The sequence below is a fragment of the Spirosoma sp. SC4-14 genome, assembly GCF_037201965.1.
Classification (GTDB): Bacteria; Bacteroidota; Bacteroidia; order Cytophagales; family Spirosomataceae; genus Spirosoma.
On record NZ_CP147518.1, the window covers coordinates 7,189,452 to 7,214,410 of the forward strand.

Genomic DNA, 24,959 nt, shown 5'->3' on the forward strand with positions numbered 1-24,959 from the left:
AAGCGCACCGATGAAAATTACGCCCATCGAGATCCGGCAGCACACATTTGAACGGGGGCTGCGTGGTTACAAACCCGAAGATGTTGATGCATTTCTCGTATCCCTCTCTCAGGAATGGGAGCGCGTGACAAACGAATATAAAATGCTGAAAATGCAGCTTGAACTGGCCGAAAAAGAATTGGGCAAGCTCAAGGAGGTAGAAATGACCTTGTTTCGGACGTTGAAAACAGCAGAAGATACGAGCGCTCAAATTACCGATCAGGCCAATAAAGCCGCTGAACAGTATTTGGTCGATGCCCGCCAGAAAGCCGACGACATGCTGGCCGAAGCCCGCAAAAAATCAGCATTGATGGTTCAGGATGCTGAAAATCAGGCCCGCTTCCTGAAAGATAATATTCTGAATGATCTGAAAACGCTGGAGCATGACTTTAAGGCGCTCGAAAGCTACAAAGAAAACCTGGCTACTCAGATCCGGACGCTGGCAGGCAATGCAATCGATAGCGTAGAACGCTTCGAAAAGAAATTTTCCCGACAAAATCTGATGGGAAAAATCGACGAAGTGTCTACTCAGATCCAGCAGGATTTAAAACAGGCCGATGAACAAAAGGCTGCTGAAGGCGAAAAAACGGCCGAAAACACAACTGATCCCGTTTCCGAACTGCCTCCGCTCTCCGAACGGGAAACCTCGGTTCCGGAAGCCATCCCTGTCGATGAACCGGTTATCGACAAACTGGACGAAGCGATTGAACATGAATCGGTGTCAGTTAACGAAACAGCTATTGAGACAACCGGTTCAGAATCTGTTCTGGCCGAGGTGAACACCGACGAGCCCAATGCTGTTTCGACAGAAACCGTAGAAGAAGCACAGCCCAAGAAAGGCGGTTCGTTTTTCGATCAGATTTAAGTAATGCGGGCCAATCCCCCGCTGATTATGGGAACAATTGCGTTAGAAGGACTTGAATTCTTTTCCTATCATGGGTTTTATGATGAGGAACAGAAAATTGGCAATAAATATTCGGTCGATATTGTTGTAACGGCTGATTTTTCGGAAGCCGCCCGGCGCGACCGGCTAAGTGCAACCGTCAACTACGAAGATTTGTACCGGATAACAGCAACTGTCATGAAACAACCTGCCCGGTTGCTGGAACACATTGCTCATCGAATCATTGAAGAAATTCGGCTCCAGTACCCAGACTTGCTATCGGTTGAAGTCAGCGTATCCAAATTTAATCCGCCCATAGGCGGTGTGTGTCACCGGGCAAAAATTACCCTGAAAGAATAAAACCCGAACGGGTACGAAAAGGCATAAGTGGTATTTATGCTTCTTTTCATACCCGTTCGGGTTTAGGCAACTTTTTTATTTCTATACTGCCTGCTGCAAACCAGCAAACGAAATGGCCATGTGCGACGCATCGTATACGCATTCGCCATTCCGAATCAGTAACACCTGGGGCGATTCGTGCTCTATCCCAAACTCATGCTCAATTTTATTGGAAATTGGCCGATTTGCCAGCAAATCTAAATAATAAGGTTTCACGCCAAGTTGGTCGCTCCAGTTGCGTTCCATCCGGCTAAGAGCCATTGCGCTGATTGAGCAGGTGGTGCTATGTTTAAAAATGAGCACCGGTTGCTGCGCCGACTCTTCTTTAATGACGTCGAGCTGAGCGTCGCTAGTTAATTTGTTCCAGTCCATTGTATCAACACGCATTCTGTTGACGTAAAAGTACTTCTAATCCAGAAAAGTTCGTTATTCAGACTGTCGAATCGTCAATTTTTCGGCCATTTCGGAGGATATAGCCTCCGAATAAGGGCCATAAGCGTCGACGAGTGTACCGCGCTGCCCGTCTTTCGATTCAACTGCATACAATACAGATTCGTCGCTTGGGTTCGTTTCTCCTTCAAACCGATAGACGTCGACGATATTAAAATCTTCGGGATGCAATTCCAGATCCCCTTCGCGGCACTTCAGCCGATCGTGGGCCAGATTATAGTCGAGTGTAAATCCCTGCTTGCGGAGGCCGTCCAGTGCTTCGGAGAGTGTGTCGTATGATTGCATAGTGTTTGAATGGTTTTAGAGCAAGTGTTTAGCTTTGCAAGATATAACCAACCACGTAATCGCTTGTTTTCGGGATTTTATAATGCTGGCATCGTTGCTTACCAGATTTTACTGCGGCTGGTAGCTCCCTTTAATACCAAAGCCCGGCAATGGGTTGCTGGCCGGCAGCATTGGGCAACTGCCTTACGCAACAAACTAACTGACAATGAGCAACCTGTTGTCTGGTTTCATGCGGCTTCGCTGGGCGAATTTGAGCAGGGTCGGCCGGTGATCGAAGCCTTCAGGGAGGCCTATCCTACACACAAAATTTTGCTTACTTTTTTTTCGCCATCGGGCTACGAAGTCCGTAAAAATTATGAAGGAGCTGATTATGTTGTTTATCTGCCCGCCGACACCCCCGCCAACGCTCAGGAGTTTGTAGCACTTGTTCAGCCGCAAATGGCCTTTTTTATTAAGTACGAATTCTGGTATAACTACCTGCGTGCGCTAAAAGCAGCCAACGTGCCAATTGTTTCGTTCTCTGCCATTTTCAGACCCGATCAGCTTTTTTTTAAACCCTATGGCGGGTTTTATAAAAACATGCTGACGTATTTCGATCATATTCTGGTCCAGAATGCGGAGTCGGTTCAGTTGCTGAACCACATTGGGTTAACGAACGTAACACTGGCGGGCGACACGCGTTTCGATCGGGTAGCCCAGGTAGCCTCGGCCCGGAAAGCGATTCCGACAGCGTGGCTTTTTAAGGCTCAACAACCCGTTCTGGTTGTGGGCAGTGCGTGGCCCGAGGATATGAGCGTACTGATTCCATTTATCAATCAGTTTACCCAAAACCTGAAAGTGATTATTGCTCCGCACGAAATTCAGGATGCAGCGATTGAGAAATGGCGTGCCGAACTGGCAAAAAAAACGATACGGTTCTCCGAAACGCAGGTACCATCGTTTGATCAGTCACAACTTCGCTCGGCCGATTGTTTGTTTATCGACAACGTTGGGATGCTTTCCTCTCTTTATCAATATGGCGAATTTGCCTATATCGGCGGTGCATTCAAGCAGGGGCTTCATAATATCCTCGAAGCAGCTACCTTTGGGATGCCTTTATTTTTTGGGCCCGACTATCAGAAATTTCAGGAAGCGACCGATCTGGTCAATGAAGGAGCTGCGTTTCCAATAGGCAGCGTAGCCGATCTGAACGAGGCTTTTTCGAAACAATATGCCAATCGGTCAGAAGCTGAACAAATTAGCCGTAACTATGTGCAGCGGAACATTGGCGCAACTGCGCAGGTTATGGAGGTTGTAAAGAAATTAATGGGCCAAAGCCCAGCAAAGCAAACCAACAACTAAACGTTGGTTTTGCGGCTGTTCTTTCGCTCTTTCACCGACCGCCCATGCGGTCTTTCCTTCTAGTTACATTGCAAAACGGTTTAATCATGCGTTCTACCGGCTCCTGGTACGACGTTCGGAACGAAGACGGACATATTTATCAGGGGCGGCTAAAGGGCAAGTTCAAGATCAAGGGGCTCAAGGTCACTAATCCCATTGCGGTTGGCGATCGGGTTCTGTTTGAGGTCGAGGATGAAACCGAAAATACGGCTGTTATTAACGACATTGTGCCCCGCGAAAATTATATTATCCGGCAATCGGTGCATAAAACAGCTCATGGGCATATTCTGGCCGCTAATATCGACCTGGCCGTATTGCTGGCAACTCTTACGCTGCCCCGCACATCGCTCGGTTTTATTGATCGCTTTCTGGTATCGGCCGAATCGTTTCGGATTCCGACAGCTATTGTGTTTAACAAAACAGATATTCTGAACGACGAAGGACTGGCCTATCAGCAGGAAATCATGGATATGTACGAAAGCATTGGCTACCCGTGTTTATCGACATCGGCCATTGAGGGCAACGGAGTCGATGCATTTCGCAACCTGCTCGATCATAAGGTAACGCTGCTGTCGGGCCATTCGGGAGTGGGCAAATCGTCGCTCGTAAATGCTATTGCACCCACCCTGAATTTACGCACTAACGAAGTATCGACGTTTGCCAACAAGGGCGTTCATACGACCACGTTTGCTGAAATGTTTGAACTGGCCCCCGATACGTTTCTTATCGATACGCCGGGTATAAAAGAACTGGGGCTGATTGATACAGCGAAAGAAGAAATCAGCCATTATTTCCCCGAAATGCGCGATCGTCTGAACCAGTGCCGGTTTCATAACTGCCTGCACGTAAACGAACCGGGCTGCGCTATTAAAGACGCTGTTTCAGAAGGCGACATTGCCGAAAGCCGCTATCTGAGCTATCTGAGTATGGTAGAAGGTGAAGATAACCGACGGTAGAATTTACAGATTTTCATAACACACCTTCCTCAGTCAGAAGAGCAGCCACATTCAGCGTAACGTCATCGAGTACCGGAACCGTAACGTCCCAGTTGAGTGTAAGCCAGTTGTCGCCTTTGGTGGCTACAAATACTTTCCGCGACTGGGTCGTAATCCAGATGACCCGCTCGGTTCCAAAATCGAGCAGGACTGCGTTTTCGTATAAACGTAGTCCTGCTCCATAGCCGGGAAAGCCTCCAGATCGATTTTAATATCGACCTCAACCACAACCGTTGGCGCAACGTCGAAGCACTTACCTTTAACCGTAACTTTTTCTTTTTCGTAGATAGCAATATCGTTCGACAGCTTGTCGCCTAGCTGAATGTGCAAACCTGGCTCATTTGTAACGACTCAGTACTTTTTACGATTAACGCTGTTGTACAAATAAGCGTGTAATGCTGATACGATAATTGCCTGTAGATCGCTGCATCCGATGATTTCGCCCGGAGTTTTCCGTTTAGCCAATACATCCTTGTAGCCTTTCCGATAAAGCGGACGGCCGTTGAGCGTTTCATAAATCAGATAGGAAGGTATTTGCTGGGCGACGTCAAGCGCCGGAACTGCTGCTTCTGTTGCCATAATTGTACGTGTCTACACAATATTACAAAATTCCAGCAAATTGAATGGTGGTCAATTGTCATTGGTCATTAGTTGAATAATTGCCTGATAACTAACAACATCAATGACTAATGACCAGTAACTAATGACTATTGACAAATGACCAATTCACTTTCCGTCAACTCGTCATGGCGGCCAGTAGATCGGCCTGGGTAATAATGTGAACCTGTTCTTTTTCGTCGCGGACGAGCAATGCTTTGTTATCGCGGTCGATCAGCGACGACAGCGAGTCGATGGTATTGTCGAGCCCCACGAACTTAAAAGGCTTGTCCATGACCTCACGCACAGGTTTGTCTTTCACCGTTGGATCTTCGATTAACTTATTCAGTACTGTTGAGTCGGTCAGGCTACCCACTATATGATCCTCTTCGTCAACCACCGGAAGTTGTGAAATGCTGTGCCGGTTCAGTACCTGAATGGCCTGCCCTACCGATACACCCGACCCAATTGTAGTGAGTTGCGACTGCCGGTTTGAAACGCTTCCGTTCTTGCTGTGAATAATGTCGCGGGCGGTTTTAAAAGCCCGGTCTTCCAGAAAGCCGTGGTCTTTCATCCAGGTATCATTGTAAATCTTAGCCAGATAACGGGTACCATGATCGGGCAGCAAAATTACCAGCACATCGTCGGCCGTAAGATGGTCTTTGGCCCATTCCAGGGCGCCATGCACCGCCGTACCACACGACCAGCCCACAAACAGCCCTTCCTCGCGAGCCAGCCGACGAGCCATTATGGCTGCGTCTTTGTCGGTAACTTTCACGAAGTAATCGATTACGTTAAAATCGACGTTCTGGGGGAGAATGTCTTCGCCAATGCCTTCGGTCAGATACGGATAAATCTCACCTTCGTCGAACTGGCCGGTTTCCTTGTATTTTTTGAATACCGAACCGTAAGTATCCAGCCCAATTGATAAGATGTCGGGATTCTGTTCTTTCAGAAATTTCGATGTACCACAGATAGTGCCGCCCGTACCGACGCCAGCGGCAAAATGGGTGATTTTACCATCGGTATCGCGCCAGATTTCGGGGCCCGTTGTTTCGTAGTGTGCGGCTGTATTGGCGAGGTTATCGTACTGGTTTGGATAGAGCGAATTCGGAATATCGCGGTTCAGTTTCTTCGCAACAGAGTAATAGGAGCGCGGGTCGTCGGGCGTTACGTTTGTAGGGCAAACAACAACCTCGGCCCCTACCGCCCGCAGAATATCGATCTTTTCCTGCGACTGCTTATCGGCCATCGTAAAAATGCACTTATATCCTTTGCCAATGGCAGCCAGCGCCAGCCCCATGCCGGTGTTTCCGCTGGTGCCTTCGATAATGGTGCCGCCGGGTTTTAAAACGCCCCGCGCTTCGGCATCCTCAATCATCCGAATGGCAATGCGATCTTTGACCGAATTACCGGGATTGAAGTATTCAACTTTGGCCAGAATCGTCCCCGGAATTCCTTTCGTGACCTTGTTGAGTTTCACCAGAGGTGTGTTGCCAATGGTATCGATAATTGAGTTGTAGTAGTTCATTGTAGTGCCGTTTTAGGTTTACTGTGGTTTTGCTGCTGTCATACGATTAACTAGCAGATTGCCTGTTCGTTCAGCTTTCTGACATTGATCGTTTACGATTTAGCTTTATTTCCGAACAAACTCAAGTATGTTATGCCCACATATTCCGCTTCGTTTTAGAATCGTGGAGCGTTTGGGAACCGTGGCACGGTTCTAAAACGAAGCGGAATACGACACCGCCTACCCTTACGTTTGATCGGAGAAATTGCGCTATTCAGTGCATGTTTTGAGCAGTTCGTACAAGCACCTATTTATGAAGGCTTTAAGCAGCTATACCTTTGAGCCAGTCTTTTACCAAAAACAACAAATACGAACAAAGTCATGAAAACAATTGCTCAATCACTGCTTGCGGCTCTGCTCCTGAGCACAGCCGCTCTCACTACCGACGCAACGGCCAAACCGGTTAATCCGGTAACAACGTCGTCTTACAAAGCTGCCGTTTATCCGTCGCTCAATGCCTCGAAGCTGCATGTTGTTGTAGAACGCCAACCCGGTCAGGCTATGGCGGTTTATCTGAAAGATTCGCATGGGAATCGGCTGGCTCAGCAACTGGTCAACAAAAAACTGGGCACGTTTCGGTTCCAGTTCGACCTGTCCGATATGCAGGATGGTAACTATACGGTTGAAGTCGTTAGCGGCAACGACGTAGCCTTGTATCCGGTAACGCTAACGACGAAGCCTTCGCAAGCCGTTACACGCACCTTAACGCTGAATTAAGGGTATGAGCAATAGTCATTTGTCATTGGGAGCGCTAATGACAAATGACTACTGACCAATGAGCGCCTTAACCTGATGATGAAAGTGGCGGAAACTTTCCGAGCGCTGTTCAAGCCAGTCGACATCAAAATCAGTCAGTAGCTCTTTTATCTTTTCGATTCTTTTTTCTCCCGATTTAATATCCCCGTAAATAGCTTGCTTCGCATCATTACGCAGCAATGGCTCCAGCAGAGAGCGTTTACCTGGCTCTTCGTGCTTACGCTTGATGTACCAAAACCAATGTTCGATGCATTGCACGGGTAACATTAAAACCACCGGGTGGTGATTTTGACAGATGCTGGCAAATTGTTCGCGACGGTCAAGAATCGTCGGATGATGCGCGGTATCAATATCCCGTCCAACAAAAAGTACATCTAATCCAAACTTTGCTTTTTGCAAAAGAGCCTCTGGAAGACGCGCGTCTACCTGATCACGGTTCTGAACTTTTACCCGCCAGCGAAACTCTTCATTTTCAAGAAAAGTACTGGGCTGTATCTGCTCAAGATAATAGGCTAAAAAGGTACGCTGGGCTATGTCTTCACCGAAAAACCCATACGTGATAAGCTGGCTCATTTTGGTACGCCCCCCAGAAAACCAATGGTCCACGAATCACCTAACGCATCCGTATAATGCGGAGGCTCAACACCTAATTCTTTACTTTTTTCCGTATCCGGCTCAATAACATCATGTTGCAGGTTCTTAACATGCGTAGCCCCTTCTTCATCTTTGTCAAAAATGAACACACTTTCTGGCATTTCTGAAAACATATCCAGCACCACCGGACTATGGGTAGTCATAATTACCTGAATGTCTTTTTCTTCCACTAAACGCAGAATGAACTGAACAACCTCATGTATCCGTCGCGGGTGAATGCCTTTCTCTGGCTCTTCGAGCAGCAGTAATTTAGGCGGATTCGGTTGATTGATGATGCAGAGAAGAGCAATAAAGTAGAGTGTACCTTCAGAAAGTTCGTCGGCCCAATAAATTGTTTTTTGCCGACCATCCGTTAGGCCAATCCGCTTGTATGTGGCAGGCCCAGATATTTTTATAAGGTCCTCTGTTGGTTTTACACTTTGAAAATTTATTTCAGTAAATTCTGGAACACACTTTGCCAAATCAGCTTTAATTTGAGCAAACGTCTCGGGATGTTCGTCACGGATATAATCGAAAAAGGCTATCAGGTTCGACGCATCAGCATTAATAACCTGGGCACCCATTCCAACCGGACCCGGCTTGTTAAACGTATTAGGATTAGGATTATATATAATTATTTCACCTAGTGATTGCCTAATAAATTTGACAACGTCCTGCTTAAGATTATAGTTATGCCTTGGAGTTAGTCTTACAGTTGATTTATTTGAAGACCAATTGATTTCTACTTCCCTTTCTATATCGTCTTCTACTAAAGCTAATTTTAGAGTAATTGTAGCATTCTGATTTCTCTTAAAAACTAATTCCGTATGATTTCCTAGAAGATCATAGCCCATAAAAGCCACACCAGACTCTTCATCCTCTACTTCAAAAAAATTATGATTATAATATGAAAACTCCAGTGCCTTCAGAAAATTGGTTTTACCGGAGTTGTTCGGGCCGATTAACAAATTTACTTTCTGAAGATCGAGCGTTACGTCTTTCAGGCTTTTGAAATTCTGGATCGATACGCGCTTGAGCATGGCAATAGCAGTTAGGGCGTCGTGTGGTCCGGCGCTTTGGCAAGTTAGCAATTTGTAGCAATCTGGGCTATTTCCCCATCTGAACGGCGCGCATCAACACCGTGTTGTCGGGATCGATAACGACCTGTGCGGGTTTGGAGGCTAGTGGCACCGTAAAGGTCTGGTTAAGCTCCGTCATGGTCAGGCGGGCGGTGCGGGAGACTTCGCGGCCACGCGCATCGCGAATGCTGAACGTAAGCGGAATGGAGAAAAACGTGTCGTTGCGCTGTGCCTGCCGGACATCGATGACCAATGCTTTTTTAGTTGCGTCGTAGCTAGTGCCCCAAACCACTTCGGGATAGCCGGGCTGATAGAGCCATTGCTGAAAAAACGTACCCAGCTTTTTGCCCGATACATTTTCCATAACGGCCTGCAAATCGCTGGTTTGCGCATTGGCATTACGGAACTTCTGGTAATAGGCCCGAATGCCTTTCCAGAACACATCGTCGCCCAGTTCGTGCCGGAGCATGTGCAGTACCCAGCCCCCTTTCTGATAGGAGTTTGGATTCAGCAGATCCATCAGATTCATAGCCGTTGAGTCGACAATGGTTCCTTTCGGTTTCAGAGCCGTATAGCGTAGAATTTGGCCTTTGTTCTGGTTCAGCACAGCATTCAGCGTATCTTTCCCATAGGCGTGTTCGAGATAAAGAGCCGAAAAATAGGTAGCAAACCCTTCGCTTAGCCAAAGCTGCGACCAATCAGCCTCGGTTGCCGAATTGCCGAACCACTGGTGCGCAATTTCGTGGGCCAGCAGTGCTTCAACATCCGAATCTTTATGCCCCACAATTACTTTTTCGTTGTAGAAAATGCAACTGGCGTTTTCCATTCCGCCGAAAATGGTAGTCGACTCCACATTAGCCAGTTTTTCGTAGGAATACGGCCCGATCTTATCGATAAAATACTGGAGAATTTCTTTGGCAGGTCGGTAATCGACAAACCCTTTCTGGCTATCGTTTGGGTATAGCCAGCTCTGTACTGGCACACCATTGACAGAGCCGACCTCTTGCACCGCAAATTTTGCGGCACCAATCACCATCACTTTAGTTGGAATGGGAGCACTCTCCTGCCAGCGGGTCAGTTTACGACCATTAGCCAGGTTGGTTTCCCCCATAAATTTACCATTGGCAATGACCCGGTAGCTGGCAGGCGCATTAACGGCAAACGAGCAGGTTGCTTTGTCGGACGGATGATCGACCACGGGCAGGTAGTTGCGTGCGTTGTTGGGCCAGTTGTCGCCGAAAAAAGTACGTTCGCCAAATTTGTTATGGCTAATGATTAAGCCTCGGGCGGGCGTTCCATCGTAGCGAATCGTTAATTCAGTCGGCTGACCGGGTTGAGCGGTTGGAAGGTTGATAAAAACCCGATCGTTGCGCTGACTGAATGGAGCGGTTTTACCATCGGCCAGATGCACTTCCCGCACGGTCATACCGCTGGAATCGGCTTTGCCGCTAATCAGATCGAACCAAACCGTTTGCCGATCGTCGGCACGGGTAAACCGAATGGTTGTTTCTCCTTTTATCTGATTGGTTGAGTCGCTCAACGTAAGCGAAAAGGCATAGTTCTGCACATCAACGCCGGGCTGCATATAGCGGGCGGCATAGCTTGCCAACTGCGCATACGATCCGGTTGTGAGGCAAAGGAAAAGAAAACAGATTTTAAAACGCAAGAGAGTCATTGATCAGTAGATATACACACATTATTGTCCACAGAGGGCACAAAGTATTAGATACCCAATATGCACCTTGTGCCCTCTGTGTCTCTGTGGACAATAATAAAGCTTAACTAAAATTTTATTGTCTAAAAACGAACTACCGGGCTTAATCTTCGGCTAGTGTCTGGGAAATATTCATGCGATAGACACCCAGAGCAGGCAGAGCCGCAGCCAGCACGCCAACCAGCACCGCAATACCGAGCAAAATCCACTCTTCGGGCAGAATGCTAAAGGCAGCCAGATTGTAGTGATACTCCGACGACACACTGGTTGAAAACAGCCACAAACCAACGCGGCTCAGTAAAATACCCAGCACAAAGCCAAGCAACGCCAACACCAACCCTTCCAGCACCAGCATACCAAACAGTTGTGCCCGCGTAGCGCCCATCGACAGCATCAGGGCCATTTCATACCGGCGTTCTTTTAACGAATTATAGAGCGATACAAACACACTGACTCCCGAGATGAGCATGATCACAATAGCCAGCCCGCGCAACGTTTCAACACCGACCCCAAGCAGTGAGAACAACCGGTTGATTTCGATGTTGGGCAGTGCTGCCTGTAGTTTTGAATTGGTATTGATTCCACGGGCAATCATCATTCCGAGTGGATTGCGGAACTGAATCAGCATACTGGTGATTTCACGTGGTTCCTCCTCGTGCGCTTCGCCTTCTTCATGATGTTCTTCACCATGCGCTTCGTGGTGCTCGTGAATCGCCCAGACACTTGAAAGCGGAGTTAGAATGAGTTGATCGGCTACTGTATTGCTGGGATTCAGAATGCCGACCACCTTATATTTAGAGTCGGCATGTTCTTCGCCTTCGGCATCGAGCCCGTGCGACCCGGCAAACGTATCGCCTATTTTCAGCCCCGCCACTTCGGCCACCCGTGGACCAATTACCGTTTCCAGATCGCCCTGAAACATACGGCCCTGGCCAACGGTGGCGCCAAAATGATCGAGGTATTTTTTGTTGGTACCTACAATGCGAAATGACCGATAATTGTCGCCCATAGACAGCGGGATCGCCGTTTTGATCATTGGATTTCGCGATAGCTTCTCGGCTTCTTCGAGCGGAATATTACCCGTTGGCGAATCGATCTGATAGATACTCGACAGAATCAGTTGCAGCGGACTACCTTTTGCGCCCAACACCATGTCTATGCCTTTAATATTTTTCCGAAACTGGTCGTCCAGTTGCTTATTCAGCAGCAGCAGCAGCGAAATAATGGTGATGCCGAAGGTCATTAGCAGCCCACTCAGGAAACTGCTCAGAGGTTTGTCTTTCAGGTTGCTCCAACTAATTCGGAAGAGATTCATGGTGGCTGATGAACGCAGTTTGGTCAGAAAAAAGGCAAATTACAGGCTTATTACAAATCCAGCTTAAAATGATGACTCACTATGTTAAATCGTTTATTGAGATACAGACGGTGCGCATCATAACGAGCCGGATTTTGGCCCGAATCAAGCGAGACACACTGACAACCGTTCTGGCGAGCCTGCTCAATAACAAAATCAAGCAGCTTACTGGCATAGCCTTTCCCACGCGCTTCGGGAAGCGTCGACAGGTCGTCGATATAAATGGTTTTTCCGCTATAGAGCACATTCATAAACCGATAGCCAACTACGGCAGGCGACGGTTTCGGGGCATCGCCTTCGTCGACAAAAGCCAGCACGAAACGATCTTCATTTTGCTGAATACGAATTTGTTCGAGAGCCTGCTCTTCGGTCAGGTGCGAACGCAGCGCCAGCATGGCAGGCAAACAACGCCGGATATCGGCATCAGAATGGGCAATTGATATAGTCATAGGTTTGCACGAATATCGGCCAGTAATACGTCGCCACCCTGCGCCAGAATACGCTCGGCCAGTGCATGGCCCAGCATCGGCGCTTCTTCGGGAGTGCCGGTAAATGTTTCCCGCAGGAGCTGGCTTCCGTCCAGGCTAACCAGCCCACCAGTCAGGCTAATGGTTTGCTCATCGGTCCAGCGGGCTAGTGCAAACGACGGAATGCTACAGCCGCCTTCCAGCCGGGCCAGAAACGCCCGCTCGGCCCGCAAACAGGATTCGGTTAATGCATGATTGGTAAACCGCCGTACCACATTGACTTTCTCAATTGCCAGTGTACCGGCAATTTCAATGGCAATGCTTCCCTGACCAACGGCTGGTGTAAAATCAGACACGGGCAACTGTTCAACAATAAGATCGTCGTAGCCCATTCGATGAACGCCCGCAAAAGCCAGCAACAGCGCATCGCACTGACCTTCGTCGAGCTTGCGCAGGCGCGTTTGCAGGTTTCCCCGCATATCGACGGTAGTTATGTGCGGGCAGAAATGCTTCAGCATCGCCACCCGGCGCGTTGATGAAGTACCAATCGTAAACTCGCGTCCGCCGGTCAACGACAGGGTTTTATCCCGGCTAACCAGTACGTCGTTCGTGAGTTCGCGTTCGGTAAACGCAACGATCGATAACCCTTCGGGCAGATTGGAGGGTAGATCTTTGGCACTATGAACCGCTATATCAATCGTGCCCGCCCGAAGCTGGTCCTCCAGTTCCTGCGTAAAAACCCCTTTACTACCAATTTTCGACAGCGACCGGTCCAGCACCTGATCACCTTTGGTTTCAATAAAAACCAGTTCGGACGAAACACCTCCGCTCTCTAATAAAGTTTGTATGTGCTCAGCCTGCCATACGGCCAAACGGCTGCTGCGTGTGCCAATTCTGATGTGCATGAGTTCAAGGTAATGGGTTACGGTTTAGGGTTTATAGTTTATGGTTGCTTGGCAGGAAGGGATACTAATTGGCAACGCAACCATAAACTATAAACCCTAAACCGTAAACCTCTATGCAAAGGTAGGGCTTAGACGCCACCAAAACAGGTTATGAGGTAGTTAAATCGTTTTAAGGCTTTTGTGGAAGCAAAACCACACAAAACCACAACCACTACGACCATAATTCCCCACTTTGCGGAATTGGACGTTATGGCATAAAAAAAAGCTCACCAATTCTCAATACGTCAAAAAGGCACTCTCCAGCCCAGAATCGCACTAAATCCCTGACAGGGTGACGCAAAAACGGAGCATTAAACCATTAGGCACGTCGTTTGTCTATAAATCAGTACTTGGACAGTAAATAGCAACTCCTATGAAAGCGATAGAAAATGTTTTTCAGGGAACGGGCGGTCAAGTGGATTTGCTCAATACCCTCTACGGTGGTTCGAGCCAAACGACAATGAACGTTGAACGTGAGGACGAACGACTCATCATTAAATTATCGGCACCGGGTGTTAGTGCAAATGCATTCAATGTGCTGATAGAAGGCAGCAAACTGGTTTTGTACACGCTTCTGGTCAGTACATCGGCCCGGAAAGATGAAGAAGGCAACAGCCAACGATTAGCCGTTCCTATGTTCCTTCGCGTTCTGGACATTCCATCGTTTGTTGATGTCGATCATATTGAAGCCGTTCACGAACATGGTCAGGTAATGGTAATGCTTCCCTTCAAAGACGAAGAGCAGTTACACCGCCGGATCGATATTAAAGATTTATTCTGACACTGTTTTCCTGTCCGGGATCATAAGGGTCCTGTAGCCTATAGATGAGAATGCGGTCGCTTCTACGGAAGCGGCCTTTTTTTATGCCTTATCGTCAGCAGCCTCTTACCCGAAGAATCTGCAACCTGCTGAAAATCAATGAAGAATATTTAATTAGAATTATTTCAAGAACTTACTCAATGCACCCATAGCCAACGTGCTGATTGCGTTTGGTTTATCATTTTCGGCAATTTATCTGGTTGTATTCAGGGTTCAAACTAGCTTGCAGAAGTGCCTCAAACGCCTAATTTTGTTGGAATCTATAGTTCACCGATTTCTTCACCAGCCAGTTTTCTCCAACTGGTCAAACCACATAAACCGCTAGTTTCGTCATGGCTCATAACGATGCAATCGAACCGATTTTAGAGGAAGACAAAGGCCGCTTCGTGCTGTTCCCAATTAAGCATTGGGACATTTGGGAGTACTACAAAACACATGAAGCGTCGTTCTGGACAGCCGAAGAAATCGACCTCGGTCAGGACATGAAAGACTGGAACAACCTGAACGACAATGAGCGTCATTTCATTTCGCACGTTCTGGCCTTTTTTGCTGCTTCCGACGGGATTGTCAACGAAAATCTGGCTGTCAATTTCCTGTCAGAAGTGCAGTATGCCGAAGCCAAATGCTTTTATGGTTTTCAGGTAATGATGGAAAATATCCATTCCGAAACCTATTCGCTCCTGATCGATACCTACATTAAAGATGCAGCCGAGAAAGATCGGCTTCTCAATGCCATCGATACAATTCCCTGTGTGCAGAAAAAAGCCGAATGGGCTCTCCGCTGGATCGAAAATGGATCGTTTGCCGAACGCCTGATTGCCTTTGCTGCCGTTGAAGGAATTTTCTTCTCGGGCTCGTTCTGCTCTATCTTCTGGCTCAAAAAGCGCGGTCTGATGCCGGGGCTTACCTTCTCCAACGAACTGATTTCACGCGATGAGGGACTACACCGCGATTTTGCCTGCATGCTGTATACCGATCACATCAAGAACAAAATGCCCGAATCGCAGGTTTACGACATTATCCGTAATGCGGTAGAAATTGAGCAGGAGTTTGTGGCCGATGCATTACCGGTATCGTTGATTGGCATGAATGCCGACCTGATGAAACAATACATCGCCTTTGTGGCCGATCACCTGCTGGTGACGCTGGGATTACAAAAACTCTACAACGTGACCAATCCATTCGATTTCATGGATATGATTTCATTGCAGGGCAAAACAAATTTCTTCGAAAAACGGGTTGGGGAGTATCAGCGTGGCGAGGTAATGGCCAAATTCAGAGCAGCAAAAGCGTCTGCCAACCAGTTGCCAGACGCCGACAATCCGGCTCCTATTCTTACCGTCGAAGAAACAAAAAGTATTACGTTCGACGCCGATTTTTAATCGACACGCCGGTTTATATTAAACAGCCCTGCGCCAATCTCATACCGGGATTGGCGCAGGGCTGTTTAGTTCTATTCGCCCACAACGCAATTGCGGATAGACACCGCTTCGATGACGCTATTTACGTCCGTATCCTGCGGGTCGAAGACGCCAACCTCACTCATTTTGGTCATACACTTGCAGAGGAGTGCTCAGCGAATTGCCCGCTCATAGAGACTCCAATAATCAGCGGCCACGTTTTCCCAGCGAAACCGCCGACTCTGCTGACGTAGTCGTTCGGACATTGCCGGATCGTCTCGAAACGTCTGCATCCCCTTCCGAAATGTTTCGACAATAGTCGATGCATCAAACGATGGGAAATAAAATGCTTCGGAGCCGCCTACTTCGGGCAAACTCGTAAGAGCAGACGTAAACACGGGCTTCCCGAAAGCCATTGCTTCAACAACCGGTAAACCAAAACCTTCCAGCAACGACGGGAATAAAAAAGCATCGCAATGCTCATAAAGCCACCACTTCGTTTGTTCATCAATTGGGCCTGGCATTAGCACCCGATCCAGAACACCCATCTGCTCGGCCTGCTGCCGAATCTGCTGACTATAGGCTGGCTTATCGGGCCCAGCCAGCACTAACCGATAGTCGGGAAAGGCATCGAGAAGGGGTAACAGCGTATGAACATTTTTGTAAGGTTGAAGCATTCCTATAAAAAACAGGAATGGGCCATCGGGTCGAACTGCAGGTGGGTTTACCGGATGCATGGCAGGAATATCGACTCCGCAATAGATAGCTTCAAGACAGGTGGAGGCTGGAACAACCAATTTTTGGCGTACATCCTCGGCTACATACTTCGAAATAGTTGTAATAACATACGCCTGGTCGATACACTGTTGATAGTATTTTTTCTGTCGGCTTTTCCGCTTTTCAGAATATTCGGGTAGTGCTAAATAATTAAGATCCAGAATGGTATAAATCAGCCGGGTCGATCGGGGTGGTAAAAATTTAGATCCCTGGTGCAAACAATGCCAGACATCAAATTTTCGGGGTTGCCAGATACGGTGCCATTTTTTAGCAACAATGTATTCGACCGATGGGCCAAATGCGCCCACCTGTTCGGGCGGAACCAGAAAGGTTAACTCCCAGCCAGGAGGCCGCTGCCGAACCAACTCACGACCCAGATGCAGACACACCTGCCCCAATCCGCTTGATAGGTTAGACATTCGTTCAGTTTCCAGAAAAAGTCGGGGCATTGTGGTTTTTGAGGTAGAAGGTTCCGGAGCAAAAATCAGATAAATAACTCAACTTTTAGTATCCTCCTTATTCTTCGGCTCCCAGCACCTGCCAGATCAGATCCGCTTCGTAACCTTTACTGATGGCATACCGAACCAGTTTCTGCTTAACGATCAGCGGATTATCGTCGCGAAGACTCCGGCGTTTTTTATCCAGCAAATCGACCAGCGTTTCGCGGTAATCGTCGGGTTCGATTTCTTTCATAGCCTGGTCGAGGTTATAACCGGATATCCCCCGCTGCTGAAGATGCTGCTTGATCTTGCGCTTTCCCCAACCTTTAACCCGAAACTTGCCTCCCGCAAACGATTTGGCGAAGCGTTCTTCGTTCAGATAATTCTGCTGGATTAGCTCGGCAATAACTTCTTCGGCATCGTCGCCCAGAACACCCCATTCTTTCAGGCGCTCTCTGACTTCCTGCTGCGTTCGCTCCTGATAGGCACAAAACATAGCCGCTTTACGAAGGGCATCTTTCAAATAATCGGTCATGGTATGAGTATAACAAAAAACGGCGTAAAAGCAGCGAAATCCGCCTGTTCTTTTGCTCGTTTATGCCCAAAAACCGCAATGGCACGGGCAATAAATTTTTATTTTCCCCGGCTTTAATCAGCCTAAAGCTACTGGTTTCTTAACATTCCCTATATTTTTTAACCAAACACACCCTTCTGGCAAACATTTCGCTATATTAGATTCGTTTAGGGGTATATACCAATGTGTTAAGAAGGGACGAACGAATGGAGTCAGAAGAGCGCTTCAATACGGATCAGACGGGGCCTAAAGGTGCTCGTCCAACGATTCAGAATAGTAAAGCAACGGTCCGGCTACCCATGTTACTGGGAATTACACTAGCTGGTGGCGTGCTAATTGGTGCTACGTTTTTTGGGGGAGCAAAGAGCCTGAACACAATTGGGCGAGGATACACCAAATACCGCGAAATCTTACAGTTGATCGAAAATAACTACGTCGATACTGTCAATACCGACGAACTGGTTGATTATTCGATCGAAAAAATGCTCGAAAAGTTAGATCCACATACGGTATACATGAATCCACAGGATGCCATTGCCGCCCGGTCGCAGTTGGAAGGAGGATTCGATGGCATTGGCGTTGAATTCAATATCTATAAGGATACGGTGTATGTAGTAACTCCACTGGCGGGTGGCCCGTCCGAAACGGCTGGTATTCAGAGTGGCGACAAGATCATAAAAGTCGACAATACACCACTGGCGGGTAAAAAAATTGAAAACAGTGCTGTCTTTAAAGCCCTGCGTGGTAAGCGAGGCACCGAAGTTCGGCTAACAATTCTACGAAAGGGTGAAAAAGATCCTAAAATTTTTGCAATCACCCGCGACCGGATTCCTACCTACTCCGTCGATGCGGCTTATATGATTGACAACAAAACGGGTTATATCAAAATCAACCGCTTCTCCGAAACAACCTACGACGAGTTTAAAACGGCACTTACGGCACTGAAGGCTCAGGGCATGAGCCAGCTTCTGATGGACCTTCGAAACAATCCGGGTGGGTATATGGACCGGGCAACCAGTATTGCCGACGAGTTTATATCGGGCAACAAACTGCTGGTTTATACCGACGGAAAAGACAACCGGTACGACCGGCAGACGTTTGCCCGCATTGCCGGACAGTTTGAAGAAGGCCCGCTGATTGTGCTGGTCGATGAAGGAAGTGCTTCTGCATCTGAGATTGTAGCGGGTGCCTTGCAGGACCACGACCGTGCTCTGATAGCTGGCCGACGTTCGTTTGGAAAAGGGCTGGTACAAATGCCCGTGACGCTGTCGGATGGGTCTGAACTTCGATTGACTATATCCCGCTACTATACGCCAAGCGGACGTAGCATTCAGAAACCCTACGTACCGGGTCACGAAGGTGACTACGAAAAAGACCTCGAACTTCGCTCGAAACGGGGCGAATATTACATTGCCGACTCGATCAAAAATGATCCGAAGCTGAAATTTAAAACTGATGGTGGGCGAATCGTATATGGCGGTGGCGGCATCACACCCGACTACTTTATCCCCCGTGATTCGACCTGGCAGACGAGCTATCTGGTGCAACTCTACAGCAAAAACATCATCCGTGAGTTTGCGATGGAATACGCCAATGATAACCGCAGCCGACTGGAAAAAATGCCGTTCTCAGATTTTGACCGGACCGTGACCATCAACGACGATCAGATGAATAAACTGGTAAAGGATGCTACTGCCGAAGGAATTAAGTTTAACGAAAAAGAATATACTCGTTCGAAAAACTACATCCGGACTCAGATCAAGGCCCTGGTTGCCCGGTCTATTTATCAGAAAAATAACAAAGGCGGGCAGAACAATGAATTCTTCCGTGTGATTAGCGAAGCCGACGATACCTACCAGAAGGCGCTAAAACTCTTCGACAGAGCCAATAAGCTCGAACACGGTATGTTTACCTACAACGCACCGGATAAGAAATAGTGTTCCGTGTAGAGTTTACAGTTTTCAGCGCTCTGCGGCATTGAGGTTCTAACCAGGCGGAGCTACCGCAACCTGTAAACTCTACACGGAACACTACTTTTTACTAAACTGGTAGGCCAGCCCCAGATAGGTTTGCATAATACCATATTTAAAATCCTTTCGAGAGTAGGGTGCCAATTCGAAAGCCGCCCGAAGATTGGGCACAAACGGGACTTTGGCCCGAACCCCAACATGCAGGGAGTATCCTTCCAGCACATCACGGCTATCGAGGCCATTCAGAAAGTTAACCCGGATACCCAAACCCGTATAGTAATTAACCTGTTCGCGCCGGGATACGTTGATCATAGGGCACAGTGTTGTACTTAACGACTCAAATGCCGTATTGGTCTGAAATCGGGCATCGACCCAGAAAGCACGGTCGGCATTGGAGCTGACCGACACAACAGAGTTAAACGGATAGTAGGCTACAGAAGCCTGGCCAAAGGCAGCAGCAGTAACGCTCAGAAAAAGTGCGGTCAAGACGTGTTTCATGGCCGCAAAACAACAACTTTCTATTCAGAAACAAAGGTAACGTGCGGTAAAACGACTGATTGGCTTTATAAGGCGAGCGGCTTAGGCGTACGAGTAAATTGGTAATGCTAAATTAGTCGGCATAAATCGGTCTGCTGATCGTTTTTTCAGATGAGCCCCCATATCATCCTGTTGGCTATCAGAACAATGCCGCCAGTTAAGGTGGTCAATCTACTTCCAGGCCGGATAATTAAATAATAATCAGAACTTTCTGGACAATAGCCCTAAAAACTCAACTTATTCTTTTGCATTCGATAATTTCATTTCTGGTGTTCATGTCAAACCATCTGGTATGAAGCAGCAGGAATGGAAAGCACTGGCAGCAGAATGTGCAGGAACGGCTCTGTTAGTTTTTGGAGGCATATCAATGGTCATCCTGAATTTCGGGGCAGGGAGCCCTATTAGCAATTGGCTACCCGATGCATTGATTCGCCGAATTATTACCGGCTTTCTGTTCGGAAGCGTCGGTTGTCTGGTCACGCTCTCACCCCTGGGCCGGTTGAGTGGTGCGCATTTGAATCCATCTGTCACACTAGCCTTTTTCGGACGAGGTCTCATGACCTGGCGGGGTATGATTAGCTATATCGTGGCTCAGTTGGTGGGGGCTGGTGTTGGTGCCACAGCACTATTGGCCTGGGGTGATATGGGTAAAAGTTTGCATGAAGGCATCACCCTACCGGGGCAAAGCGTAATGGCCGCTTTTCTGGGAGAAACAGTTTGCACCTTCTGCCTGATTAGCCTGATTCTACTCTTTACGGGGCATGACCGACTAAAAGCCTATACGCCTTACATGATTCCTTTTTTGTTTGCCCTACTCGTTGGCCTGGAAGCTCCCTTATCGGGGTGTAGTGCAAACCCGGCCCGCAGTTTTGGGCCAGCTCTTATAACCGGCATCTGGACCGATCACTGGCTATATTGGCTTGCTCCGCTAACTGGCACATGCGCAGCCCTGCTTCTGTTGATGTTCCCTTTCTTTCAGTGGCTAAAAACCGATATTGCCAAACTTTACCATTTCAGTCACGACGCAACTGGTTTTCTTCGCCGACATAAACACCCAGCTACAATCTGACTCATAAAGCACAGCGGAAAAGGCAGATACGGCGGGGCTGTACTCCTATAAAATAAAAACTAGGGAAAGAGCAAATAAACATCCCGCTTTATTTGCTCTTTCCCTAGTTGGCTCTTTCACTCTTATTGCTATCGCATCATTTTGTTCAGCTTACCTGATGCCTGCATGGTATTCATTTTCTTCATCATTTTCCGCATCTCATCGAACTGTTTCAGCAGGTTATTGACTTGCTGAATGTTCGTGCCGCTACCGGCCGCGATACGTTTCTTACGGCTACCGTCGATAATGTCGGGGCGCTGTCGCTCTTTAGGCGTCATCGAGCTGATAATCGCTTCAATGGGCTTGAATGAATCGTTGTCGATATCCAGGTCTTTAATCATTTTACCCATTCCCGGAATCATAGCCAACAGGTCCTTCACATTACCCATCTTCTTGATTTGCTGAAGCTGGCTCAGGAAGTCGTCGAAATCGAACTGGTTTTTCCGCATCTTGGCATTGATGCGTTTGGCTTCTTCTTCGTCAAAAGCCTGTTGTGCGCGTTCTACCAGCGAAATCACGTCGCCCATACCCAGAATCCGGCTTGCCATCCGGTCGGGATAGAACACGTCGAGGGCCTCCATTTTTTCGCCCGTACTGATGAACTTAATGGGCTTATTGACTACTGTTTTAATGGAAAGCGCAGCTCCACCACGTGCATCGCCATCGAGCTTGGTGAGCACAACCCCATCGAAATCGAGCCGGTCGTTGAAGGTTTTAGCCGTATTGACAGCATCCTGACCCGTCATCGAATCGACAACAAACAAGGTTTCGGTAGGCGTGATGGCCCGTTTAACGGCTTCAATCTCCTGCATCATCAGCTCATCGACCGCCAACCGACCCGCCGTATCGACAATCACGATTTTTTTGCCAGTCTTACGAGCCTGCGAAATAGCATTCTGCGCAATCTGCACCGCGTTTTTATTCTCCGGTTCAGCATAAACCTCTACCCCCACCTGCTCACCCAATACCTTTAACTGGTCGATAGCGGCTGGCCGATAGATGTCGGCAGCCACCAGCAAAACATTCCGGCCCTGTTTTTTCAGATAAGAAGCTAACTTGCCCGAAAATGTGGTTTTACCCGACCCCTGCAACCCTGCAATCAACACAACGGCCGGGTCACCTTTAATATTAATGCCTTTGGCTTCACCACCCATCAGGTCTGTCAGCTCTTCCTGTACGATTTTAACGAACAGTTGTCCCGGCTCAACCGAGATAAGAACTTTCCGGTCGAGCGCTTTATCGCGAATACGGTCGGTGATGTCTTTGGCAACCTTATAGTTTACGTCGGCATCAGTGAGCGCCCGGCGCACTTCCTTGATAGTTGCAGCAACGTTTATTTCTGTGATACGGCCCTGGCCCTTGAGGGTTTTGATGGCCTTATTAAGCTTATCCTGAAGGTTCTCGAACATAGTCTATTACAAACAATAGCACAAAGATAACAGTTTCCGGCGCGCAATAATTGCCAGTACTTAACAAGGCGGCTAAATCGTGTTCTGAATTACGGGTTAAGTATCCAGTTTATATAAAGGCTGGAGAGATTGGCTTCAGATAAAATGAATGGCTATTTTGACCATCACAAAAAAAGTAGTCAAACGTACTGCCAATAAACAATATATTGTTTGGCACAATAGTTGTTATAATGCTTATCAGCAAAGTTGATTTAATAGGTCTTTAATTCAAATTTATGAGGTAATTGTACTAATCTAGTGATCTTATTGGCAAATAAGCTATATTCAGGCATACATTGCTAATACAGCGCTGGAGTAACTTTAACTTAACTACCTCATGAGAACCAACTTAATCAGCCATGTAGCAGCTTATGTTGCTATCGTGTCTATGTTAGCATTACCTTCATTTTCGGCCTCGATCTATGCGATGCCCATGCAGGGTACTGTTATTGCTCGTTCCGACGCCGACACACATGCCAAATCAGACACCGAAAACCCTACGAATTCGTCTGCTCTGGCCAAAAACACCGTTAGCAAGCCCGAAACGGCTACGCCTGCTCCTACTGCCGGAAAAGATCAGAAAACGCAGGATAAAAAGACAATTGGCCGGTGCTGGAAACGCCTAATGAAGATGGTTCGGGAGGTTAACCACGCCCATCAAAAACGTCAGCAATAAACGCTTCTTTATACTGGAAAGCCCCATCTATGCATAACTGTAGATGGGGCTTTTTTTAGTATTAAATGATCAGGTCTGGCAAACTACTTCCCTAATAGTTCGGACCCGGTGCTGCTGGAAATTCGTCGCGAATGGGGTATTGAGCTGGTACTGGAAGGCTTCCGTTTTTCAGATATTATTCGCTGGAATCGTGGGCCGCTAATGGAGCAGACCTGGAATGGCTTTTATGTTCCGGCACTGAATACCCCCCTGGATCTGGATGGCAAGAACGATGTTGTTTTCTACAAAGTAAAACCTACCACTCAGGTTCCTGGCATTACGTATGTCAACGTTGCCGAAACCGTAAACGGTGTACCTAATCCGCAGCGGCTGAAAAACGATACCTACGACGAACTAACGTGGTTTACTAACATCACGCGGAAATGGGACGACAAGTTTTATCTGTACCCCATTCCAACCGCCAATCTGCAAATTAACCCCAAACTAGGGCAGAATCCGGGATGGTAAAGGTTTACAGTTTTCAGTGCTTTGCCTATTTAGAGCCCTACTCCTGCGAAGTACTGAAAACTAAAATTGATGAGAATTTCCGGCTTGTGGCCTTACCCTGTATAAGCGTTTCTAAAACCGACGTATAATGCGCATACTATCATTTCTTTTACTGATTACTGTTTTGAGTACACAGGTGTCGATTGCTCAGAAATCGGAGCCGATCAACGTGGCTACCTACAACCTTCGCTACAACAACAAAGGCGACGGTGTGAATGCCTGGCCCAATCGGAAGGAGTTCGTAAAAGCCCTGATCAGGTTTCATGAGTTCGACATTTTTGGTACGCAGGAAGGGCTTCGTGGCCAATTGAACGACATTGCCGAACTGAACGAGTTTGCCTTTTTTGGCGCAGGTCGCGACGACGGAAAAGAAGCAGGTGAACATTCGGCTATTTTTTACAGGAAGGATCGGTTCAGGATGCTTGAGTCGGGTAATTTCTGGCTGAGCGAAACGCCCGACAAACCCGGAAAAGGCTGGGATGCTACCTGCTGCAATCGAATTTGCTCCTGGGCTAAGTTTCGGGACCTGAAAACCAAAAAAGAATTTTTCTTTTTCAGCGTTCACTTCGATCATCAGGGCGTTGAAGCCCGTCGGCAGTCGGGCAAGCTGATGGTAGCCAGGATTAAAGAGATTGCTAAAAACGATCCGGTCATTCTGGTTGGCGACCTCAACTCAACGCCCGACACCGAACAGGTACAAACGATTCAGACCCTCCTTCGCGACGCTCATAATGTTAGCGCCCAACCGCCCTACGGCCCAGAAGGCACCTTCAACAGCTTTAAGTTCGATGCACCAATGGACAAACGGATCGACTACATTTTTGTCAGCAAACAGTTCGATGTCCTCAAATATGGCGTTCTGACCGACGCCAAAGAGCAACGGTACCCATCCGATCACCAGCCGGTAGTTGCCAAAGTAGTTCTGAACTAATTGGTGTTCTACTTTCGTCAGGCGGGTCAGAAAACAGGTAGCAAGCGTTTTCTGACCCGCTTTTCTGTTTACTTAAAGCTGGTGCTGAATCTATTTTTAAGATTCTCCTTTTCCGTTCGCTTATAATCCACTAATTTTGCAGGATTTTTGACGACCCCAGGCTGGCTAATCAGAAAAAAAGCCATCA

The 24,959-nt window shown here is 47.7% G+C and carries 27 protein-coding genes; 12 read left to right on the forward strand and 15 right to left on the reverse strand.

The genetic code is table 11. The features are described 5' to 3' along the window. Positions 1 to 10 precede the first annotated feature (10 nt). On the forward strand, positions 11 to 904 hold the full coding sequence (locus tag WBJ53_RS29670; RefSeq protein WP_338873102.1) for a DivIVA domain-containing protein: 894 nt from the start codon (positions 11 to 13) through the stop codon (positions 902 to 904). Between the two features lie 27 nt (positions 905 to 931). Beyond that, on the forward strand, positions 932 to 1,282 hold the full coding sequence (folB, locus tag WBJ53_RS29675) for a dihydroneopterin aldolase (RefSeq protein WP_338873104.1): 351 nt from the start codon (positions 932 to 934) through the stop codon (positions 1,280 to 1,282). An 81-nt stretch (positions 1,283 to 1,363) separates the two neighbouring features. Here folB and ytxJ read toward each other — a convergent pair whose 3' ends face one another. Both ytxJ and WBJ53_RS29685 read right to left on the reverse strand, forming a co-directional pair. Beyond that, positions 1,364 to 1,693 carry a bacillithiol system redox-active protein YtxJ gene (gene ytxJ / locus WBJ53_RS29680; protein WP_338877252.1) on the reverse strand — a complete coding sequence of 110 codons (330 nt, stop codon included), beginning with the start codon at positions 1,691 to 1,693 and terminating at the stop codon, positions 1,364 to 1,366. 54 nt (positions 1,694 to 1,747) lie between these two features. After that, positions 1,748 to 2,056, reverse strand: coding sequence for a phosphoribosylpyrophosphate synthetase (locus WBJ53_RS29685; protein ID WP_338873106.1), 309 nt, complete (start codon positions 2,054 to 2,056; stop codon positions 1,748 to 1,750). 63 nt (positions 2,057 to 2,119) lie between these two features. Here WBJ53_RS29685 and WBJ53_RS29690 point away from each other — a divergent pair, with 63 nt between their 5' ends. Together WBJ53_RS29690 and rsgA are read left to right on the forward strand one after the other, a co-directional pair. Beyond that, complete coding sequence (locus WBJ53_RS29690) at positions 2,120 to 3,397, forward strand: glycosyltransferase N-terminal domain-containing protein (protein WP_338873108.1); 1,278 nt, start codon at positions 2,120 to 2,122, stop codon at positions 3,395 to 3,397. A 68-nt stretch (positions 3,398 to 3,465) separates the two neighbouring features. Beyond that, positions 3,466 to 4,392 carry a ribosome small subunit-dependent GTPase A gene (gene rsgA / locus WBJ53_RS29695; RefSeq protein WP_338877253.1) on the forward strand — a complete coding sequence of 309 codons (927 nt, stop codon included), beginning with the start codon at positions 3,466 to 3,468 and terminating at the stop codon, positions 4,390 to 4,392. A gap of 123 nt (positions 4,393 to 4,515) precedes the next feature. On the opposite strand, the gene WBJ53_RS29700 is transcribed toward rsgA, so the two are convergent. The 3 genes from WBJ53_RS29700 to WBJ53_RS29710 all read right to left on the reverse strand — a co-directional run bounded on the left by WBJ53_RS29700 (position 4,516) and on the right by WBJ53_RS29710 (position 6,559). After that, the gene (locus WBJ53_RS29700) at positions 4,516 to 4,761 is read right to left on the reverse strand and encodes a hypothetical protein (RefSeq protein ID WP_338873110.1); all 246 of its coding nucleotides are present in this window, start codon (positions 4,759 to 4,761) and stop codon (positions 4,516 to 4,518) included. A 21-nt stretch (positions 4,762 to 4,782) separates the two neighbouring features. After that, on the reverse strand, positions 4,783 to 5,010 hold the full coding sequence (locus tag WBJ53_RS29705) for a hypothetical protein (protein ID WP_338873112.1): 228 nt from the start codon (positions 5,008 to 5,010) through the stop codon (positions 4,783 to 4,785). Between the two features lie 157 nt (positions 5,011 to 5,167). Continuing rightward, entirely contained in the window at positions 5,168 to 6,559 is a 1,392-nt protein-coding gene (locus WBJ53_RS29710) for a cystathionine beta-synthase (protein WP_338873114.1), read from the reverse strand. Between the two features lie 360 nt (positions 6,560 to 6,919). On the opposite strand from WBJ53_RS29710, the gene WBJ53_RS29715 reads away from it, so the two are divergent. Beyond that, complete coding sequence (locus WBJ53_RS29715) at positions 6,920 to 7,315, forward strand: hypothetical protein (RefSeq protein WP_338873116.1); 396 nt, start codon at positions 6,920 to 6,922, stop codon at positions 7,313 to 7,315. Positions 7,316 to 7,363: 48 nt separating this feature from the next. Here WBJ53_RS29715 and WBJ53_RS29720 read toward each other — a convergent pair whose 3' ends face one another. The 6 genes from WBJ53_RS29720 to hemC form a co-directional block, all read right to left on the reverse strand. Further along, the gene (locus tag WBJ53_RS29720; RefSeq protein WP_338873118.1) at positions 7,364 to 7,927 is read right to left on the reverse strand and encodes a hypothetical protein; all 564 of its coding nucleotides are present in this window, start codon (positions 7,925 to 7,927) and stop codon (positions 7,364 to 7,366) included. Beyond that, positions 7,924 to 9,027, reverse strand: coding sequence for an AAA family ATPase (locus WBJ53_RS29725; protein ID WP_338873120.1), 1,104 nt, complete (start codon positions 9,025 to 9,027; stop codon positions 7,924 to 7,926). The genes WBJ53_RS29720 and WBJ53_RS29725 overlap by 4 nt, the downstream gene beginning before the upstream one ends. Before the next feature lie 67 nt (positions 9,028 to 9,094). Continuing rightward, the gene (locus tag WBJ53_RS29730; protein ID WP_338873122.1) at positions 9,095 to 10,741 is read right to left on the reverse strand and encodes a M1 family aminopeptidase; all 1,647 of its coding nucleotides are present in this window, start codon (positions 10,739 to 10,741) and stop codon (positions 9,095 to 9,097) included. Between the two features lie 142 nt (positions 10,742 to 10,883). Further along, positions 10,884 to 12,095, reverse strand: coding sequence for an FtsX-like permease family protein (locus WBJ53_RS29735; RefSeq protein WP_338873124.1), 1,212 nt, complete (start codon positions 12,093 to 12,095; stop codon positions 10,884 to 10,886). 50 nt (positions 12,096 to 12,145) lie between these two features. Then, a complete protein-coding gene (locus WBJ53_RS29740; protein WP_338873126.1) occupies positions 12,146 to 12,583 on the reverse strand; it encodes a GNAT family N-acetyltransferase in 438 nt (145 codons plus the stop codon). Next, on the reverse strand, positions 12,580 to 13,506 hold the full coding sequence (gene hemC / locus WBJ53_RS29745; RefSeq protein WP_338873128.1) for a hydroxymethylbilane synthase: 927 nt from the start codon (positions 13,504 to 13,506) through the stop codon (positions 12,580 to 12,582). Before hemC ends, WBJ53_RS29740 begins: the two co-directional genes overlap by 4 nt. Positions 13,507 to 13,918: 412 nt before the next feature. Between hemC and WBJ53_RS29750 the strand changes: the two genes are divergently transcribed. Both WBJ53_RS29750 and WBJ53_RS29755 read left to right on the forward strand, forming a co-directional pair. Further along, the gene (locus tag WBJ53_RS29750) at positions 13,919 to 14,326 is read left to right on the forward strand and encodes an Hsp20/alpha crystallin family protein (protein ID WP_338873130.1); all 408 of its coding nucleotides are present in this window, start codon (positions 13,919 to 13,921) and stop codon (positions 14,324 to 14,326) included. 371 nt (positions 14,327 to 14,697) lie between these two features. Further along, positions 14,698 to 15,747 carry a ribonucleotide-diphosphate reductase subunit beta gene (locus WBJ53_RS29755; RefSeq protein WP_338873131.1) on the forward strand — a complete coding sequence of 350 codons (1,050 nt, stop codon included), beginning with the start codon at positions 14,698 to 14,700 and terminating at the stop codon, positions 15,745 to 15,747. A 191-nt stretch (positions 15,748 to 15,938) separates the two neighbouring features. Here the strand turns inward: WBJ53_RS29755 and WBJ53_RS29760 are convergent, their stop codons facing one another. Continuing rightward, a complete protein-coding gene (locus WBJ53_RS29760) occupies positions 15,939 to 16,991 on the reverse strand; it encodes a glycosyltransferase family 1 protein (RefSeq protein WP_338873133.1) in 1,053 nt (350 codons plus the stop codon). A 67-nt stretch (positions 16,992 to 17,058) separates the two neighbouring features. Next, complete coding sequence (locus WBJ53_RS29765; protein ID WP_338873135.1) at positions 17,059 to 17,517, reverse strand: regulatory protein RecX; 459 nt, start codon at positions 17,515 to 17,517, stop codon at positions 17,059 to 17,061. 245 nt (positions 17,518 to 17,762) lie between these two features. On the opposite strand from WBJ53_RS29765, the gene WBJ53_RS29770 reads away from it, so the two are divergent. After that, positions 17,763 to 19,493, forward strand: coding sequence for a S41 family peptidase (locus tag WBJ53_RS29770; protein WP_338873137.1), 1,731 nt, complete (start codon positions 17,763 to 17,765; stop codon positions 19,491 to 19,493). 93 nt (positions 19,494 to 19,586) lie between these two features. On the opposite strand, the gene WBJ53_RS29775 is transcribed toward WBJ53_RS29770, so the two are convergent. Beyond that, complete coding sequence (locus WBJ53_RS29775) at positions 19,587 to 20,024, reverse strand: hypothetical protein (RefSeq protein ID WP_338873139.1); 438 nt, start codon at positions 20,022 to 20,024, stop codon at positions 19,587 to 19,589. A gap of 331 nt (positions 20,025 to 20,355) precedes the next feature. On the opposite strand from WBJ53_RS29775, the gene WBJ53_RS29780 reads away from it, so the two are divergent. Beyond that, positions 20,356 to 21,132, forward strand: a complete 777-nt coding sequence (locus tag WBJ53_RS29780) for an aquaporin (RefSeq protein WP_338873141.1) — start codon at positions 20,356 to 20,358, stop codon at positions 21,130 to 21,132. A 128-nt stretch (positions 21,133 to 21,260) separates the two neighbouring features. Here WBJ53_RS29780 and ffh read toward each other — a convergent pair whose 3' ends face one another. Next, the gene (gene ffh / locus WBJ53_RS29785) at positions 21,261 to 22,580 is read right to left on the reverse strand and encodes a signal recognition particle protein (RefSeq protein ID WP_338873143.1); all 1,320 of its coding nucleotides are present in this window, start codon (positions 22,578 to 22,580) and stop codon (positions 21,261 to 21,263) included. A gap of 376 nt (positions 22,581 to 22,956) precedes the next feature. On the opposite strand from ffh, the gene WBJ53_RS29790 reads away from it, so the two are divergent. The 3 genes from WBJ53_RS29790 (at position 22,957) to WBJ53_RS29800 (ending at position 24,772) form a co-directional block, all read left to right on the forward strand. Further along, the gene (locus WBJ53_RS29790) at positions 22,957 to 23,295 is read left to right on the forward strand and encodes a hypothetical protein (RefSeq protein ID WP_338873145.1); all 339 of its coding nucleotides are present in this window, start codon (positions 22,957 to 22,959) and stop codon (positions 23,293 to 23,295) included. Positions 23,296 to 23,403: 108 nt separating this feature from the next. Beyond that, the gene (locus WBJ53_RS29795; RefSeq protein WP_338873147.1) at positions 23,404 to 23,802 is read left to right on the forward strand and encodes a RagB/SusD family nutrient uptake outer membrane protein; all 399 of its coding nucleotides are present in this window, start codon (positions 23,404 to 23,406) and stop codon (positions 23,800 to 23,802) included. Positions 23,803 to 23,929: 127 nt separating this feature from the next. Beyond that, complete coding sequence (locus WBJ53_RS29800; RefSeq protein ID WP_338873149.1) at positions 23,930 to 24,772, forward strand: endonuclease/exonuclease/phosphatase family protein; 843 nt, start codon at positions 23,930 to 23,932, stop codon at positions 24,770 to 24,772. Positions 24,773 to 24,959 lie beyond the last annotated feature (187 nt).

Coding starts and splice junctions, on each gene's coding strand:
- hemC (WP_338873128.1), bottom strand. CDS start 13,506: ATGCACATCAGAATTGGCACACGCAGCAGCCGTTTGGCCGTATGGCAG.
- WBJ53_RS29775 (WP_338873139.1), bottom strand. CDS start 20,024: ATGAAACACGTCTTGACCGCACTTTTTCTGAGCGTTACTGCTGCTGCC.
- WBJ53_RS29730 (WP_338873122.1), bottom strand. CDS start 10,741: ATGACTCTCTTGCGTTTTAAAATCTGTTTTCTTTTCCTTTGCCTCACA.
- WBJ53_RS29725 (WP_338873120.1), bottom strand. CDS start 9,027: ATGCTCAAGCGCGTATCGATCCAGAATTTCAAAAGCCTGAAAGACGTA.
- WBJ53_RS29750 (WP_338873130.1), top strand. CDS start 13,919: ATGAAAGCGATAGAAAATGTTTTTCAGGGAACGGGCGGTCAAGTGGAT.
- WBJ53_RS29755 (WP_338873131.1), top strand. CDS start 14,698: ATGGCTCATAACGATGCAATCGAACCGATTTTAGAGGAAGACAAAGGC.
- WBJ53_RS29735 (WP_338873124.1), bottom strand. CDS start 12,095: ATGAATCTCTTCCGAATTAGTTGGAGCAACCTGAAAGACAAACCTCTG.
- WBJ53_RS29720 (WP_338873118.1), bottom strand. CDS start 7,927: ATGAGCCAGCTTATCACGTATGGGTTTTTCGGTGAAGACATAGCCCAG.
- WBJ53_RS29780 (WP_338873141.1), top strand. CDS start 20,356: ATGAAGCAGCAGGAATGGAAAGCACTGGCAGCAGAATGTGCAGGAACG.
- WBJ53_RS29710 (WP_338873114.1), bottom strand. CDS start 6,559: ATGAACTACTACAACTCAATTATCGATACCATTGGCAACACACCTCTG.
- WBJ53_RS29765 (WP_338873135.1), bottom strand. CDS start 17,517: ATGACCGATTATTTGAAAGATGCCCTTCGTAAAGCGGCTATGTTTTGT.
- WBJ53_RS29740 (WP_338873126.1), bottom strand. CDS start 12,583: ATGACTATATCAATTGCCCATTCTGATGCCGATATCCGGCGTTGTTTG.
- WBJ53_RS29715 (WP_338873116.1), top strand. CDS start 6,920: ATGAAAACAATTGCTCAATCACTGCTTGCGGCTCTGCTCCTGAGCACA.
- ffh (WP_338873143.1), bottom strand. CDS start 22,580: ATGTTCGAGAACCTTCAGGATAAGCTTAATAAGGCCATCAAAACCCTC.
- WBJ53_RS29790 (WP_338873145.1), top strand. CDS start 22,957: ATGAGAACCAACTTAATCAGCCATGTAGCAGCTTATGTTGCTATCGTG.
- WBJ53_RS29800 (WP_338873149.1), top strand. CDS start 23,930: ATGCGCATACTATCATTTCTTTTACTGATTACTGTTTTGAGTACACAG.
- WBJ53_RS29670 (WP_338873102.1), top strand. CDS start 11: ATGAAAATTACGCCCATCGAGATCCGGCAGCACACATTTGAACGGGGG.
- WBJ53_RS29685 (WP_338873106.1), bottom strand. CDS start 2,056: ATGCAATCATACGACACACTCTCCGAAGCACTGGACGGCCTCCGCAAG.
- ytxJ (WP_338877252.1), bottom strand. CDS start 1,693: ATGGACTGGAACAAATTAACTAGCGACGCTCAGCTCGACGTCATTAAA.
- WBJ53_RS29770 (WP_338873137.1), top strand. CDS start 17,763: ATGGAGTCAGAAGAGCGCTTCAATACGGATCAGACGGGGCCTAAAGGT.
- WBJ53_RS29760 (WP_338873133.1), bottom strand. CDS start 16,991: ATGCCCCGACTTTTTCTGGAAACTGAACGAATGTCTAACCTATCAAGC.
- WBJ53_RS29705 (WP_338873112.1), bottom strand. CDS start 5,010: ATGGCAACAGAAGCAGCAGTTCCGGCGCTTGACGTCGCCCAGCAAATA.
- folB (WP_338873104.1), top strand. CDS start 932: ATGGGAACAATTGCGTTAGAAGGACTTGAATTCTTTTCCTATCATGGG.